The organism is Saccharopolyspora gregorii (assembly GCF_024734405.1).
Taxonomy (GTDB): domain Bacteria; phylum Actinomycetota; class Actinomycetes; order Mycobacteriales; family Pseudonocardiaceae; genus Saccharopolyspora_C; species Saccharopolyspora_C gregorii.
On sequence record NZ_CP059556.1, the window covers coordinates 5,458,390 to 5,473,480 of the forward strand.

At 73.9% G+C, this 15,091-nt stretch carries 13 protein-coding genes and 1 pseudogene; 7 read left to right on the top strand and 7 right to left on the bottom strand.

The window, feature by feature from the left end; all coding sequences use genetic code 11:
- Positions 1–72 precede the first annotated feature (72 nt).
- Complete coding sequence (locus tag H1226_RS23810; protein ID WP_258342810.1) at positions 73–2,679, bottom strand: AAA family ATPase; 2,607 nt, start codon at positions 2,677–2,679, stop codon at positions 73–75.
- A gap of 96 nt (positions 2,680–2,775) precedes the next feature.
- Between H1226_RS23810 and H1226_RS23815 the strand changes: the two genes are divergently transcribed.
- Both H1226_RS23815 and H1226_RS23820 read left to right on the top strand, forming a co-directional pair.
- Positions 2,776–3,690 (top strand): MBL fold metallo-hydrolase, encoded by a 915-nt coding sequence (locus H1226_RS23815; RefSeq protein ID WP_258349490.1) that lies wholly within the window; start codon positions 2,776–2,778, stop codon positions 3,688–3,690.
- Positions 3,687–5,147, top strand: coding sequence for a carboxylesterase/lipase family protein (locus H1226_RS23820; protein WP_258342813.1), 1,461 nt, complete (start codon positions 3,687–3,689; stop codon positions 5,145–5,147). The genes H1226_RS23815 and H1226_RS23820 overlap by 4 nt, the downstream gene beginning before the upstream one ends.
- Before the next feature lie 52 nt (positions 5,148–5,199).
- Here H1226_RS23820 and H1226_RS23825 read toward each other — a convergent pair whose 3' ends face one another.
- On the bottom strand, positions 5,200–5,397 hold the full coding sequence (locus H1226_RS23825) for a ferredoxin (RefSeq protein WP_258349491.1): 198 nt from the start codon (positions 5,395–5,397) through the stop codon (positions 5,200–5,202).
- 11 nt (positions 5,398–5,408) lie between these two features.
- Positions 5,409–6,620: a cytochrome P450 gene (locus H1226_RS23830; protein ID WP_258342816.1), complete on the bottom strand. Its 1,212-nt coding sequence runs from the start codon at positions 6,618–6,620 to the stop codon at positions 5,409–5,411.
- A 115-nt stretch (positions 6,621–6,735) separates the two neighbouring features.
- Between H1226_RS23830 and H1226_RS23835 the strand changes: the two genes are divergently transcribed.
- The 4 genes from H1226_RS23835 to H1226_RS23850 all read left to right on the top strand — a co-directional run bounded on the left by H1226_RS23835 (position 6,736) and on the right by H1226_RS23850 (position 9,992).
- On the top strand, positions 6,736–7,422 hold the full coding sequence (locus H1226_RS23835) for a TetR/AcrR family transcriptional regulator (protein ID WP_258342818.1): 687 nt from the start codon (positions 6,736–6,738) through the stop codon (positions 7,420–7,422).
- A gap of 121 nt (positions 7,423–7,543) precedes the next feature.
- The gene (locus tag H1226_RS23840) at positions 7,544–8,173 is read left to right on the top strand and encodes a DUF1453 domain-containing protein (protein ID WP_258342821.1); all 630 of its coding nucleotides are present in this window, start codon (positions 7,544–7,546) and stop codon (positions 8,171–8,173) included.
- A 26-nt stretch (positions 8,174–8,199) separates the two neighbouring features.
- A complete protein-coding gene (locus H1226_RS23845; RefSeq protein WP_258342822.1) occupies positions 8,200–9,357 on the top strand; it encodes a sensor histidine kinase in 1,158 nt (385 codons plus the stop codon).
- On the top strand, positions 9,354–9,992 hold the full coding sequence (locus tag H1226_RS23850) for a response regulator (RefSeq protein ID WP_224977965.1): 639 nt from the start codon (positions 9,354–9,356) through the stop codon (positions 9,990–9,992). The genes H1226_RS23845 and H1226_RS23850 overlap by 4 nt, the downstream gene beginning before the upstream one ends.
- A gap of 29 nt (positions 9,993–10,021) precedes the next feature.
- Here H1226_RS23850 and H1226_RS23855 read toward each other — a convergent pair whose 3' ends face one another.
- Together H1226_RS23855 and H1226_RS28390 are read right to left on the bottom strand one after the other, a co-directional pair.
- Positions 10,022–11,371 carry a beta-galactosidase gene (locus H1226_RS23855; RefSeq protein ID WP_258342826.1) on the bottom strand — a complete coding sequence of 450 codons (1,350 nt, stop codon included), beginning with the start codon at positions 11,369–11,371 and terminating at the stop codon, positions 10,022–10,024.
- Positions 11,372–11,971: 600 nt separating this feature from the next.
- Positions 11,972–12,541: pseudogene (locus H1226_RS28390) on the bottom strand (helix-turn-helix domain-containing protein); the annotation flags it as partial.
- On the opposite strand from H1226_RS28390, the gene H1226_RS23860 reads away from it, so the two are divergent.
- Positions 12,504–12,872 carry a hypothetical protein gene (locus H1226_RS23860; protein WP_258342827.1) on the top strand — a complete coding sequence of 123 codons (369 nt, stop codon included), beginning with the start codon at positions 12,504–12,506 and terminating at the stop codon, positions 12,870–12,872. The pseudogene H1226_RS28390 and the gene H1226_RS23860 overlap by 38 nt on opposite strands.
- Before the next feature lie 65 nt (positions 12,873–12,937).
- Here H1226_RS23860 and H1226_RS23865 read toward each other — a convergent pair whose 3' ends face one another.
- Positions 12,938–14,251 (bottom strand): lipase family protein, encoded by a 1,314-nt coding sequence (locus H1226_RS23865; RefSeq protein ID WP_258342828.1) that lies wholly within the window; start codon positions 14,249–14,251, stop codon positions 12,938–12,940.
- A gap of 195 nt (positions 14,252–14,446) precedes the next feature.
- Complete coding sequence (locus H1226_RS23870) at positions 14,447–15,019, bottom strand: TetR/AcrR family transcriptional regulator (protein ID WP_258342829.1); 573 nt, start codon at positions 15,017–15,019, stop codon at positions 14,447–14,449.
- Positions 15,020–15,091 lie beyond the last annotated feature (72 nt).

The following is a 15,091-nucleotide window of genomic DNA, read 5'->3' on the forward strand; positions in this document are numbered from 1 at the left end:
GGCGAAGCCGCTGAGCAGCAACCACGCACGCACCCGGCACCGCCCCCTTCTCAGAAGGAGCCGACGGGCCGTTCACCCGAGCAGGTCGCGGAGTTGGGTCCTGGTGCTGACGCCGAGCTTCGGGAACGAGCGGTACAGGTGCGACCCGACGGTGCGGGGGGACAGGTACAGCCGATCGCCGATCTCCCGGTTGGTGAGGCCGCGGGCGGCGAGCCGGATGATCTGCTGCTGCTGCGGGCTGAGCCCGGCGAGCACGTCCGGCGCGGGTGCGGCGGGTTCGGCGCCGCCGGAGGCGCGGAGTTCCGCTTCGGCGCGGGCGGTCCACGGTTCGGCGCCGAGCCTGCGGAAGGTGTCGAGCGCTTCGGCGAGCGGCGCGCGGGCTTCGCTGATGCGGCGGGCCCGGCGCAGCCACGCGGCCTGGTCGAGCAGCGCGCGTGCCCGCTCGAACGGCCACCGGCCGGTGCGGGGGTCGGCGAGCGCCGCCGCGTAGTGCGGTTCGGGGTCGGTGGCGAGCTGCGCGCGGGCGTGCTGCAGCAGCGCCCGCTGCCGCGGGGACGCGCCGCCGCCGAGCCTGCGTTCCGCGGAGTCCACGACGTGCTCGGCGTCGTGCCCGGAGCCGAGGCGGTTCGCGGCGGCGGCCAGGTCGGGCAGGGCTGCGATGGACTGGTGGTAGTGCTCGAACCCGCCGTCCGCGGTGAAGGCGCGGCGCAGTTGCGCGTAGGCGGTGGCGTGGTCGCCGTCGGCCGCGGCGACGAGACCGAGCACGTAGCGGGCGCGGACGGCCACCATCCGGCTCACCGACGGGTCCACCGTGGACAGTGCTTCGGCGGCGAGTTCCCGCGCCCGCGCGGTGTCCCCGCGCAGCGCGAGCACCGCGGCGTCCATGGTGCGGGAGTCGGCGATGACGTGCGGGAGTTCGGCGCGGGCCCCGTTGTGCACCGAGTCGGCGGCGATGGCGCGCGCCTGCGTCCAGTGCCCGGCCTCGAACAGCGCCCACCCGTGGGCGCAGCCGAGCCCTTCGGGCAGCGGCCCGCGGACCCGCCACCGGTCGAAGGCCTGCTCGAACAGCCGCAGCGCGATCGGCGCCTCGTCGAGCAGCCAGGCGATGGTGGCGACGGCGATGGCCCGCCCGGGCCCGGAGTCGGCGTCGGCGAGCGCGGGTAGCCGCGGCAGCACGTCCTCGCGGCTGCCGATCGGGTCGGCGACGGCCCGCACCCACGCTTCGGTGACCGGGTCGTGCGGCCCGTCGATCTCGGGGAGGGCGGCGATGACCTCGTCGCCGCGGCCGGGTTCCGCCCAGTAGTAGGCGACGACGGCGGCGGTGCCGAGCGCGTCGAGCGCGGTCGCCGGGTCGCGGTGCGCGAGGTCGGTGGCGGTGCGGGTGAGCTGGGCGAACGCGGCGGCGTGCCGATGGCTGACGGTGAGGGCCTGCCCGGCGCGCAGCGCGGCGACGGCGAGCAGCCCGGGGTCGTCGGTGCGGTCCACGACGCGGGCGGCGAGGTCTTCGACCCAGCCGGAGCGGGCGGTGAACAGCGCGGAGTTCGCGGCGAGCACCAGCCGCCGGGCCTGGTCGGCGCGGTCGGGGCTGAGTTCGGCGGCGCGTTCCAGCGCGGTGGCGGCGGCCGCGTAGCCACCGCGCCGCCGGGCCCGTTCGGCGGTGTCCTCCAGGCGGGCGGCGACGTCCTCGTCGGGTCCGGTCGCGGCGGCGGCGAGGTGCCAGGCGTGCCGGTCCGGTTCGGCGCGGGTGGCGTCGGCGAGGACGAGGTGGGCGCGGCGGCGCTGCTCGAACGGCGCCGAGTGGTACAGGGCGGAGCGCACCAGCGGGTGCCGGAACCGGAACCGGGTGCCGTCCCAGCGCACCAGCCCGACGCGTTCGGCCGGGGCCCACCCGTCACCGGGCGCGTGCACCGGGTCGGGCGTGTCGGCGGCGGCGAGTTCCAGCAGGAGTTCCCTGGTGCGCTCGGGCAGTTCCTGCGCCCGCGCCGCGAAGATCTTCTCCAGCCGTTCGGTGGTGGCCAGCGGCCCGGGTCCGGTCTCCTGCGGCACGGCGGCGAGTTCGACGAGCGCGAGCGGGTTGCCACCCGCTTCGGCGAGGACCCGCATCCGCCGCGCGCCTGCCGGGGGCTGCGGCAGCGCGTTGAGGACGCGGTTCGCGTCGAGTTCGCCGAGCGGTTCGAGGTGCAGCGTCGGCAGCCCGTCCATGCCGGGCAGCGGTTCGTCCTCGCGGGCGCCGATGAGCAGGCTCAGCGGTTCGGTCCCGATGCGGCGGGCGAGGAACGCGAGCAGGTCGAGGCTGGCCCGGTCGAGCCAGTGCGCGTCGTCGACGACGAGCGGGCCGCCGTGCTCGGCGAGCAGTTCCAGCGCGGCGAGGCCCAGCCGCAGCACGTCGGGTTCGCCGTCGCCGCGGTCCATGCCGAACGCGCAGCGCAGCCGAGCGGTCTCCGGGCGGTCCGGGGCGCGGCGCAGCAGCGGCGCGAGCAGCCGGTGCAGCCCGGCGAAGGCCAGGTTCGCTTCGCTCTCGCTGCCCGCGATCCGCAGCGTGCCCGGTCCGGCGACGGCGTCGAGCAGCGTGGTCTTGCCCATGCCGGGGTCGCCGGTGACGACCAGCACGTGCCCGGCGCCGTGCGCGGTCCGGCGCAGCTGCGCGAGCTCCCGCTCCCGGCCGATGATCTCCTGCATCCGCGGCCTCCCGGCCTCCGACTCTAGCCCCGCCCCGGCAGGTGCAGTCACGTGACGGATACCCCGCGACCTGGTGCGCGGCGCATGGTCGACGGCATGGAGAGCATCATGCTGGGAGACGTCGAAGTCACGCGCGTGCTGGAGATCAACGGCCGCGCGATGGGCATGGACGAGTTCTTCCCCGACATCCCGACCGAGGTGTTCGAGGCCGAGCGGGATCTGCTGGATCCGGACTTCTGGTCGCCCGCCGACAACGGTTTCATGGCCGCGGTGCAGACCTGGGTGCTGCGCAGCGCGGGCCGCACGATCCTGGTGGACACCGGGGTCGGCAACCACAAGGAACGGCCGTACTCGCCGCACTGGCGGCACTTGAACACCGGCTACCTGGACGCCCTGCTCCGCGCCGGGGTGCGGCCGGAGGACGTCGACATCGTGATCAACACGCACCTGCACGTGGACCACGTCGGGTGGAACACGCGGCTGGTGGAGCGGGACTGGGTGCCGACGTTCCCGAACGCCACCTACCTGCTGCCGCGGGTGGACTTCGAGTTCTGGAACCCGCTGGGCGAGCACCGGCCGAAGAGCGCGCGCAGCCACCAGAACGTGTTCGAGGACAGCGTGGCGCCGGTGCACCGGGCGGGGCTGGCGGAGCTGTGGGAGGGCGAGCGGGTCATCGACGAGAACCTGCGGCTGCTGCCCGCGCCGGGCCACACCCCGGGTTCGTCGGTGCTGCACCTGGAGTCGGGTTCGGACCGGGCGGTGTTCATCGGCGACCTGCTGCACACCCCGGTGCAGCTGCTGGACCCGGCGCACAACTGCGGTTTCGACGAGGATCCGGCGGCGGCGCGCGCGTCCCGGCGGCGGCTGCTGGAGTTCGCGGCGGACCGCACCGCGCTGGTGGTGCCCGCGCACTTCGGCGGGCACGGCGCGGCCGAGGTCAGCCGGGACGGGGACCGCTTCGCGATCGACGCCTGGGCGGCGTTCGAGCGGCCGCGCTGGACGAACCGGTGAGCGCCGTGGTGCGCACCGGCGCGGGCCGGGTGCGGGGTGCGCGGACCGCGGAGGGCCTGGTGTTCCGCGGCATCCCGTACGCGGCGGCCCCGCTGGGTCCGGCCCGGTTCGCGGCACCGAAGCCCGCGCCCGGCTGGGACGGGGTGCGGGACGCGACCGCGCCGGGTCCGACGGCGCCATCGCCGCACCGGGACTTCGGCGGGCTGGACATGGGTCCGTTCTTCGGCCCGGGCTGGGTGCGCGGCGACGACTACCTGTCGGTGGACGTGTGGACGCCGGACGCGGCGACGGGCGGGCTGCCGGTGCTGGTGTTCGTGCACGGCGGCGGTTTCGTGTCGGGCGCGGCGCAGGCGTCGCTGTACGACGGGACCGGGTTCTCCCGGGACGGCGTGGTGCTGGTGTCGGTGGACTACCGGATCGGGGCGCCGGGCTGGTTGTCGCTGCCGGGAGCGCCGGACAACCGGGGGCTGCTGGACGTGCTGGCGGCGCTGCGCTGGGTGCGGGCGGAGATCGGCGCGTTCGGCGGCGATCCGGACAACGTCACGGTGGCCGGCCAGTCGGCCGGGGCGACCGTGGTGGGCGCGGTGCTGGCGGAACCGGCGGCGCGGGGCCTGTTCCGGCGGGCGGTGGTGCAGAGCGGCAACGGGCTCGGCGCGTTCGTGCCCGCGCAGGCGGAGCTGGTCGCGAATTGGCTGGCCGGGGTGCTGGGCGTGCCGCTCGCCGAGGTGCCGGAGGTGCCGGACGAGCGGCTGGTCGACGCGGTCTCCCGGTTGGGCAAGCCGGATCTGCGGGTACCGGGGCACCACGATCCGCTGCTGCGGTTGACGCCGCTCGGCGTGGTGCTGGAGCGGCAGCCCGCGGTGTCGGTGGCGGCCGGGGACGGCGCCGAGGTGGAGCTGCTGATCGGGAACAACACCGAGGAGGGCAACCTGTACCTGTCCGCCGCCGAGCTCGATTCGTCCACTGTGGAGGACGCGCTTTCGGTTGCGGCGCAAGCACATCCGGAGCCGGAGCGGCTGGTCGAGGCGTACCGTCGGCAGCGCCCGGCGGCCTCCGGCGGCGAGTTGCGGTCGGCGGTGCTCGGCGACGCGTTGTTCGGGGCAGGCACCCGGGCGCTCGCCGACGCGCACGCGGGGCGCGGGCTGCCGACGTTCCGCTACGAGTTCGCGTGGCGGTCGACGGCGCTGGGCGGGCGGCTCGGCGCGGCGCACGGGGTGGAGCTGCCGTTCGTGTTCGACTCGGCGGACGGCCCGCGGCTGCGCGGGGACGGCGCCCTGCTGGGCGACGGCGCTCCGCCGGAGCTGGTGCGGGAGGTGCACGCGGCGTGGGTCCGGTTCGCTGCCACCGGCGATCCGGGCTGGGAGCGCCACATCGCACCGCAACGCCGCGTCCGCCGCTTCGCGACCCCGTCGGCCACCGTCACCGACCCCCGCCCCCTGGAACGGGAGGCGTGGTGACGCCCGGGTGAACGGCCCGCGCCTCGGGCGACCGGGCCGTCCACCCGGGAGGTCACCCGTCCGCCGCGAGGGACAGCGCGGCGCTGGGGCAGATCTGCACGGCGGTCCGCACCTGCTCCACCCGCTCCCCGTCCACGTCCTCGGCGAGCAGCACCACGAGGCCGTCGTCGTCCTGGTCGAACACGTCCGGTTCGGTCAGCACGCACTGCCCCGCCCCGATGCAGCGCCCGGTGTCCGCGTTGATCCGCACGCCGGCCCCCGTCACCAGGTGACCGGCAGCGAGTACACGCCGTAGATCACGGCGTCGTCCTTGAACGGCAGCTCGGCGCGGGGTCCCGCGAGCGCGAGCGTCGGGATCCGGCGGAACAGGGTGTCGAACACGATCTGCAGCTCCAGCCGGGCGAGGTTCTGCCCGAGGCACTGGTGCGGCCCGTAGCCGAAGGCGACGTGGTGGCGGGCGCCGCGGCCGATGTCGAACTTGTCCGGATCGGAGAAGGCGCCGGGATCGTGGTTCGCGGTGTGGCCGAGGGCGATGACCCCGTCGCCCTCGCGGATGAGCGTGCCGCCCACTTCGACGTCGGCGGTGGCGACCCGCGAGGTCACGGTCTCGACGATGGTGAGGTAGCGCAGCAGTTCCTCCACCATCCCGGGCGTGCGCTCCGGGTCCGCCTTGATCGCGGCGAGGTCGTCCGGGTTCTCCAGCAGCGTCAGCGTGCCCAGCGAGATCATGTTCGCGGTGGTCTCGTGCCCGGCGACGAGCAGCAGCGTGGCCATCGCGACGAGGTCTTCGACGTCCTCCTCGCCGTTGTCGCGCATCTTGACCAGCTGCCTGCCGAGCAGGTCGTCGCCGGGGTCCTCCCGCTTGGCGAGGATCAGGTCGTGCAGGTAGCCGCGGACGGCACCGGCGCTGCGCAGCCGCTCGTCCGCGGGGGTGTTGCGGCTGAGCATCGCGGTGGAGCAGCGCTGGAAGAAGTCGTGGTCGTCGTAGGGGACGCCGAGCAGTTCGCAGATCACCAGCGACGGCACCGGCAGCGCCAGCGAGGCCACCAGGTCGGCCGGGTGCGGTCCGGTCAGCAGCTCGTCGATGCAGTCGTCCACGATCCGCTGGATGCGCGGGCGCAGCGCCTGCATCCGCCGCACGGTGAACTCGCCGAGCACGGAGCGGCGCACCGGGCCGTGCTCGGGTTCGTCGAGGGACAGCATGTTGGGCCGGAACTCGCTGATCGATTCCTGCTGGCCGGCGACGAAGAACGGGAACGCGGGGTTGCGCCGGTCGGAGCTGAACCTCGGGTCGGAGAGCACGAATCGGACGTCCTCGTGCCGGGTGAGCACCCACGCTTCGCCGCCGATCGGTGTCCGGACGCGGGAGATGGGGTTGGTCTCGCGCAACCGCACGTACTCCTCGGGCGGGGCGTGCGGACACCGCCTCGCGACCGGGAAGTCCCGCACGGCTTGTTCGGTGGTGTCGGGCATGGGCGCTGCCTCCCAGGCGGAGATACGGAAGGAAATCTTCCGGTTATGGCTCCCACGGTACTGAAGCGGAAGATTTCCGTCCACCTCCGATCGGGCGGATGCGACAATACGAGCCGTGACCACGGACTTCTCGGCTTCGCCGGGCGAACCACCGCTGCGCGCCGACGCCCGCCGCAACCGGGACCAGATCATCGGCGCGGCCAAATCGCTGTTCACCTCGGACGGCCCCGAGGTGCCGATGGAGGAGATCGCGCGCAGCGCGGGCGTCGGCGTCGGCACCCTCTACCGGCGGTTCCCGGACCGCGAATCGCTGATCCGGGCGGTGGCCAGGGACAACTTCGCGAACACGCTCGCGCAGGCCGAAGCGGCGGCCGTGGAAGAACCCACCGGCTGGGACTCGCTGGTCCGGCTCCTCAAGAGCTCCGACGAGCTGCAGCTCAGCGTGCACCTCGGCATGTCCTCGCCGCGCGCCTGGGAGATCGTCAAGGGCGACGAGATCACCCAGCGGCTGCGGAACTCGTTGCTGGCCACGCTCGACTCGGTCGTCGCCACCGCGCAGGCCGAGGGGTCGCTGCGGGCCGACGTGGGCGCGGGTGACATCGCCGCGATCTTCGCGATGCTGCTGCGGCGTCCCGGGCCGGACCACCCCGACTCGCAACGCCTCGCCGAACGCGCCCTGCAGGTCATGCTCGACGGGCTCCGCACGCCCGGACGCCCCGGCGCCGGGCTGCCCGGCGAACCGATCTCGGTGTCCGAGATCCCCCTCCTCAAGCGCGACAAGCGACCCGCCCGCGACGGGTGAGCCGCACCCGGGTGGAGACGGATCTCCACCCGGAATACGGTTCGCGCCCCACGACTCCGGCCGCCGGAATTCCTAACGTCATCGACGACACGAGGAACTCCGAACGGGGAGGTGCGGATCCGTGAGCGGTCCCATCGAAATTATCTTGATCGTCGCGCTGATCGGCTACGTGCTGGTCCGACGGTTCACCGGAGAACCGGTCGAGGGCAAGCGGATGCTGCTGGTGCCCGCGGTCATCGCGGTGGTGGGCGCGGTGAACCTGCGGGAGGTGCCGCACTCGCCCGCCGCCATCGGGATGCTGGTGGCCACGGCCGTGATCAGCGTGGTGCTGGGGGTGCTGCGCGGGTTCAGCGTCCGCATCTACGAGCGGGACGGCCACGCGATGATGCGCTACACCTGGGTGACCGCGGTGCTGTGGGTGGTGAACATCGCCGTGAAGCTCGGTTCGGGGCTGCTCGCCGGAGCCGTGGGGCTGCACGCGGGCGGCGGCATCACGTTCAGCCTCGGGCTCACCGTGCTCGCCGAGGGCGTGGCGATCCTGGCCAAGGGCGTGCGCGGCACCGGGCGGATCCCGTGGTCGCGGGGGCGCGGCGACGCGGCACCGACCCCCTCGCCGATGCTGGACTCGATGCAGCGCAAGGCGCGGGACGCGGGTGACCTGCGCGGGATGCGGAGCTTCGCCCCGGTGCTCGACGGACTCCGCGACGCCGCCGCCGACCGGCGGAACGCGCACCCCGGTGCCCGGCGGTGACGAGCCCCGGAGGAACATCGCGGCCGATGACCACGACCTCGCCCGGCCAGCGCGCGCTGCGGGCCACCGATCAGCTGCTGCGCCCCCTGGTTGTCGTCTTCCTCGCCGCGCTGCTGGTGGTCCAGCTGCGGGAGGCCCCGCCCGCCCACTTCACCGGCCTGGTCTGGGTGACAAGCGCGGTGACGGTCGTGGCGGCGTGCGCGGCGGCGGTGCCGTGGCGCGGCGGACCCGAGTGGGCCCGGGTGGCGCTGGTGGCGGTGTACGCGCTGGCGGGCGCGATGGTGTTCGCGCTCGCGCCCCGGACCGTCGGCGCCGCGTTCGTGTTCATCGCCTGCGCGACCGCCGGGGACAAGCTGAGCTCGCGCCGCGCCGCGCTCCTCGTCGCCGTGGCGAGCACGGTGGCCGCCGCCGCGGCCACCTGGACGCTGGAGTTCTGGTTCCAGGTGCCCGACGGCCCGCCGTGGTGGCTGGCGCTGATGGTGAGCCTGCCGCTGTACATCGGCATGGCCCGCCGCGAGCGGGTCAACGCCCGCGCCGCGTCGCTGCTGGCCGCCGAGCAGACCCGGCGCGCCATCGCCTCCGAAACGCGGGAAGCCGCCCTGGAGGAGCGCAGCCGGATCGCCCGGGAGATCCACGACGTGCTCGGCCACTCGCTGTCCGGCGTCGCCGTGCAGCTGGACATGGCCGACGCCCTGCACGTCGGCGGCCGCTCCGACGAGGCGAACGAGGCGGTGCGCCGGGCCAGGGCGCTGGCCGTCACCGGGCTCGGCGAGACGAAGCGCGCGGTGCACGCGCTGCGCGAAGGCGCGCTGCCGCTGGCGGACACGCTGACGCGGCTGGCGCAGGACGGTGCCGCCGAGCTCGCGGTGCGGGGCGACGCCGAGGACGTGCCGGTCGAGATCGGGCAGGCGGTCATCCGCACCGCGCAGGAAGCGCTCACCAACGCCCGGCGGCACGCCCCCGGATCCCGGGTGGAGCTGCTGCTGGAGTGCACCGCGGACTCCGTCCGGTTCACCGCCACCGACGGCGGCGCCACCGGGCAGGCCCCGGACGGCGACCAGGGCAGCGGCATGGGCCTGGTGGGGATGCGGGAACGCGCCGAGCTGCTCGGCGGCACGCTGCGGGCCGGACCGCGCACCCCGCCCGAAACCGGTTGGACCGTGCGGATGGAGCTGCCGCGATGAACCCGATCAGACTGCTCGTCGTCGACGACCAGGCCGCCGTGCGCGACGCGATGGCGGTGATGCTCGGCCTGGACCCCGGCATCGACGTGGTCGGCACCGCCGAGAACGGCGAACGCGCCCTCGCCGCCGCCGCGGAGCACGCCCCGGACGTGGTGCTGATGGACCTGCACATGCCGGTGCTGGGCGGGGTGGAGGCCACCGGGAAGCTGCGCGCGACGCGGCCCGGCGTGCCGGTGGTGGTGCTGACGACCTTCGAGGACGACGAGTCGATCCTCGCCGCGCTGCAGGCGGGCGCGCAGGGCTACCTCACCAAGGACGCCGACCGGGCCACCATCGTGCAAGCGGTGCGCAGCGCGCACGCCGGGCATTCGGTGCTGGACCCGCAGGTGCAGTCCCGGCTGCTGGAGCTCGCCACCCGCCGGGCCGCCCCGGCGCCGGAACCGCCGATCGCGCTGACCGCCCGCGAACGGGAAGTGCTCGACCTGATCGGGCAAGGCCTGCGCAACGGGGAGATCGCCCGGCACCTGCACATCAGCGAGGCGACGGTGAAGACCCACATTAACAACCTGTTCGGCAAGGCCGACCTGCACTCCCGGGCCGACGCGGTGCGGCTCGCGCTGACCCTGCGCGGCTGACGGGCGCTGCCTGGGTCCCGGCCACCGGGTCATCCGGCGCGGAGCAGCACGGGACTGCCGGTGACCTCCATCCGCTCCCCCGGCCGCAAGCGGTCGCGGGAGCCGTCCAGCCGCTGCACCACCGCCATGCCCGGGTCCGGCGCCATCTCCGCGGTCCCCTCGTGCGTCCAGCGGATGACGAAGGCCCGGCCGCCCCGGTCGAACCGGCACTGCCAGACGTTGTCCGGCAGCAGCGCCTCCGCCCCGTGCCCGCAGGAGCTGATCCGCGCACCGCGCAACCACTCCCGCAGCTCACCGACGTACCGGCCGGCCTCGGTCGGCTGGAAACCGGCCACCTGCAACGGGATCGGCACCTCGTCGCCGCCCCAGCCGTCGAAGTAGACGCGGTCGTAGTCCATCCACAGCCCGATCAGGTACCAGCGGACCGCGAAGTCGGCGGCGAGCTCGGCGGGGACCTGCGGCTCGTACGGGTCGTCGGAGCCGGCCCCGGTGTTCCACATCCGCGGGCTCGCGCCGCCGCGGTGCAGGGTCGCCTCCACGCGGGTGGCGAGCTCGGTCGTGGTCTCCGGCGGGTCGCTCGTCCGGCGCGGGCGCAGCTCCACCGGTGCCGCGTCGCAGTGGTCGTAGCCGTGCAGCGCCGCGAACCGCTCCAGGTGCGCGTCGGCGGCCGGATCCCACAGCTCGCCGAAAGCCGGGCAGACCACCTGCGCGCGCGGGTCCAGCTCCCGCACCACCCGGCTGCCGATCTCGGTCATCTCCACCAGGACCTCCGCCGTGCCGTCGAAGTGCGGCGGCCCGAGGTCCCACAGCTCGTAGGCCTCCACCCGGCCCGCGGCACGGGTCGCGACGGCGGTGACGAACCGCTCCCAGTCGGCGAGGTCGTCGGGCGGTCCGGTGCGCGCATCATCGCGGTAGGCGGAGCGCTCACCGCGCGGACTCGCCCAGCTCGGTGTCCCACCGAAGGTGAACACCACTGGCAATCCCGCGTCCTGGGCGGAGTCGAGCAGCCGGTCGAGGGTCCGCCAGTCGTAGCGCCCGCGTTCCGGTTCGAGGTCCTGCCAGCGCGTCCCCGAGTCCCACAGCCGCACGGAATCGACCGGGAAGCCGGGCATCCCGCCGGTGGAACTGCTCACGGTGACGCCCACGAAGTCGGGATCGATCTCCGCGGGCACGTCGGTCCAGTTCGGCGGGAGGCTGTGCAGCGGCTGCGGCCCGGGCCCCGCGCGCAGCGAGTACGCGAGCAGCGCGAGCACCAGCAGCGCCGCGACCGCCGATGCCGGTAACCACCAGCGGCGGAGGCGTCGCGCGAGGGTCGTGGTGGCGGCAGCGGGCTCGGCGCGGGCGGACTGCGCCTCGGAAACGGGGTCCCGGCGCGGCACCGGACCGGTCGCCGAGCCGGTCGCCGAGCCAGTCGCCGAGCCGGTCGCCGAGCCGGTCGCCGGGCCAGTCGCCGGGCCGCCGCGGGTTGCCGTGCCCGCCGGAGGCCCCGCGGTGCTCGGCGCCTGCCAGGCGGCCGATCCTCCGGCGGGCGCCGGGACTCCGTCGGCGTCACCGGTCCCCGTCGCTCCGGGATTTCCGGCGTCTCCGGAACTTCCGGCCGCTTCGGAGCTTCGGGCAACTCCGGAGCTTCCGGCCGCTTCGGGACTTGCGGTCACTTCCGGACTGCCGGTCATTTCAGGGCTGCCGGGTGCTTCGGGACTCCCGGGTGCGCCTGAGCTTCCGGTTGCGCCCAGACCCCCGAAAACTCCTGGACTTCCGGCTGCGCCCAGGGCCCCGGTGGCGTGCGTGATCCCGCTCGCTTCCGGAATCCCGGTCGTGCCCCACCCGGTCGCATCGGAAATCCCGGCCGCTTCCGCACTTCCGGCCGCCACGGCGTTCCCGGGGGCGACGGTGGACATCGCGGCCCGCACCCCGCGCGGCACCGGATCCGCCGCTCTCGCCCGGCGTTCCGCTTCCCAGCAGCGGTAGAGCCGGTCGAGCTCCGACCCGGTCGCGCCGCAGGCGGTGGCGATCGCTTCGACCGCGGCGAAGGTCTGCGGTGCGCTCTGCCCGCTGCAGTACCGGTGCACCGTCGATCTGCTCAGGAAGGTGCGCGCCGCGATCTGCTCGTAGCTGCGACCGCTGCGCCGCTTGAGCTCGTCGAGCCGCCGCGCGACCTCCCCGCCGAGTCCGGCCATCCCCCAGGCTCCCCTCTGCTTCCGATGGCCGGGAAGTCTTGCACGGGACGACGTCCCGGTGATCCCGATTCGTCCCAAGATGACCCGATCAATCCTGGTCACGAAGGCCCTTTCATCCCAACGTCCCAGGGACGTCCCACCCGGTTGTCCCAACGCGGACGATCTCGCGAACCTGGGTCCACGCGGCTCGACGCCGCGCACCGGGGGTCGCTGGGGGCGGGGCCGGGTGATCGCGGGACGTGTCGTGCACGCCGCGGTCGCTCGGCCGGGATCCGCTGCCGTTCCTCGGCAGGGACGAACGACGGGACATTCCCGCGGGAACAGGGGGAACACCATGAACAAGACGAAGCGCCTGCTCGTGGCCGGGGCCATGATGGCCGGTTTCGCGGGCACGCTCACCGCTCCGGCGGTGGCCGCGCCGGCACCGGCGGACGACGCCTCGATCGCGGCCGTGTGCGGGAAGACCTACACGGCACGGACGTCGTGGGCCACGACCACGTTCCGGGTCACCTGCAAGTCCGGCAAGATCACCGTTCGCGGCACCGTCACCGACACCAAGGCGGACGGCAAGTGCGTGCGGGTCAGCGGCAAGGCGGGCAACAAGTCCTTCCGCAGCGGCAAGGCCTGCCCGAAGGGCACGTCCAAGAGCTACGGCGCCACCGGCACGGGCAACTCGGTGCGGATCACCTTGGAACGGCTCTGACGGACGAGTGCCGCCCCTTCCGCGCGGAAGGGGCGGCACTCCACCGCGGTGCTCCGATCACGGGGTCAGTGGATGTCCATCCGCTCGGACAGCTGCGGCAGCAGCGGCTGGTTCTCGTCCACCGGGATCTCCGGGTCGGCCGGGGCCTGGTCGGTGCTCCCGCAGTTCGGCTCGGTGGGCTTGCCCGCGACCCGGTCGTCGATCCACTGGAACGCGCGCGGGAAGGAGGCCACCGCGCCACCGATGTGCGTCGGGCCGAGGTTCGGCGCGAACTGCACGTCGGCGCCGGCACCGCACCAGTCGTCGGCCAGCGTCTTGGACTGCTCGAACGGGATCACGTCGTCCAGCCGGCTCTGCGAGACCAGCACCGGGAAGTCCGGGGCGGTGCGCCCGATCCGCTGCTCGGCGACCACGTCGGCGAACGGTGCCTCGTCGAGGTAGTCGGTCACCGGCCTGCCGTCGGCGCTGTAGTCCGCCGACTTGGCGAAGGCGAACTTGGCGATGCCGTCGATGGTGCAGGAGTTCTCGACGTCCTCGCGGAACTGCTTGCCGGTGTCGTTCAAGTACGGGTCGAGGTCGATGTCGTAGCCGGCGGCGACGCCGACCAGCGCGTAACCGAGGAACGCGGCGTAGGGGCCGCCGTCGAGGTTCTCGCCCACCCCGCCGAGCTCGGCGGGCACGGCACCGGCCGCGGCGCCCTTGATGTCGAGTTCGGGGGCGTAGCTCCCGGCGAGTTCGGCGGCCGACGCCGAGCCCCCGCCGCCCTGCGAGTAGCCGTAGAGGACCACCGGTCCGTCGTCCGGCACGTCCGTGTCGGGCAGCCGCTGCGCGGCCCGCACCACGTCGAGCACCGCGTTCCCGGTGACCTCGCGGTTGACGTAGGTGTGCGAGCCCGGCGTCCCGAGGCCTTCGTAGTCGGTCATCGCGACGGCGTAGCCCTTGCTGAGCATGGCTTTGATGAAGAAGCCCTCGTACTCGGTGCCGTTGGCGAGCTGCCGGGACGGCGCGCAGTGGTCGGCCATGCCCTGGGTGCCCGGCGCGTAGCCGATGACGGGGCGCTCGCCGTCGCCCTTCCAGTCGTCCTTCGGCGTGATGACGGTGCCGGTCACCGCGATCGGCCCGCCGTCGCCGTCGGTGGAGCGGTACATGACCCGCTGCACGTCGGCGTCGACGGGGATGGTCTTCAGCGGGTCGAGGAAGTACTCGGACGGTTCGGATCGGACGACGTCACCGTTGCCCCCCGGCAGTTCCGCGGGTGGCTCGTAGAACGGTGGCCGCTCCTCGGCGGACGCGGCGGACGCGGTCGCGACGGCGAACGAGACCCCGACCACGGCTGTCAGCGCGGTCGTGGCCGCGCGGTGGAACGGACGGAGGTTCACGGGCTACTCCTCGTTGAGTGGCGAACCGAATCGACCTACCGCTGAGTAGGTCGACGTCGAGCGTGACCCGCGACACGAAGTAATGACAATCACTCCGACTACCCGAAGGTAACTTCGCAACCTCTTCGCAACCGAACATGCACCCACCGTGACGTCAGCTCACGATCAGTGCTCCCGGGGAAGCCGGCTCCCGGATCACCGAGCCCCGTCGGCGACCGCCGCGTCCACCATGGCAATGAGGTCGGCCTCCAGCCGCGCCCGCGCCCGCGGCTCCAGTTCGGAGGCCCACAGCGGCCGGTCGCCGACTCCGTCGGCCGCGGCGATCACGAGCACCTGGGTCGCCTCGGGCACGCCGTCGGCGTCGAGGTCCCGCTGCCAGCGCAGGTCGTCCTCCTTCGCCAGCTCGACCACCTCGGGCACGACGTAGAGCTGCGCGATCAGGCTGAACCGCTCGCGGATCTCCTCGCCGTCGACGGCCGCGGTGCTCGCGCGCACGTAAGCGCGGGTGAGCCGGCCGGGAACACCCTCGGGTTCGACGAGCTGCGCGTCCACCTCGCCGCGGAAGAGATCGATCTGCTCCTGCGCGAGCGCCACCAGCAGGGCCTGCTTGCTCGCGAAGTGGTACACGAGGCCACCTTTGGACACCCCGGCCTCGCGGGCGATCACGTCGAGCGTCGCGCCGATGCCGTGCTCGCGGATCACCCGCTTCGCCGCGTCGAGCAGGATCCGGCGGGTGTCCTCGGGTGCGCGCCCGGTTGTTCGCCCCATGCCGCCCATCCTTCCGCACGCCCCGCGGAGAGCAGCACCACCTGAGAACTGCACCGACTGGTCAGTACAGTA

Excerpts from the sequence above, each read along its gene's own strand:
- H1226_RS23810 (WP_258342810.1), bottom strand. The coding sequence starts at position 2,679 with ATGCAGGAGATCATCGGCCGGGAGCGGGAGCTCGCGCAGCTGCGCCGG.
- H1226_RS23815 (WP_258349490.1), top strand. The coding sequence starts at position 2,776 with ATGGAGAGCATCATGCTGGGAGACGTCGAAGTCACGCGCGTGCTGGAG.
- H1226_RS23830 (WP_258342816.1), bottom strand. The coding sequence starts at position 6,620 with ATGCCCGACACCACCGAACAAGCCGTGCGGGACTTCCCGGTCGCGAGG.
- H1226_RS23845 (WP_258342822.1), top strand. The coding sequence starts at position 8,200 with ATGACCACGACCTCGCCCGGCCAGCGCGCGCTGCGGGCCACCGATCAG.
- H1226_RS23850 (WP_224977965.1), top strand. The coding sequence starts at position 9,354 with ATGAACCCGATCAGACTGCTCGTCGTCGACGACCAGGCCGCCGTGCGC.
- H1226_RS23860 (WP_258342827.1), top strand. The coding sequence starts at position 12,504 with ATGAACAAGACGAAGCGCCTGCTCGTGGCCGGGGCCATGATGGCCGGT.
- H1226_RS23870 (WP_258342829.1), bottom strand. The coding sequence starts at position 15,019 with ATGGGGCGAACAACCGGGCGCGCACCCGAGGACACCCGCCGGATCCTG.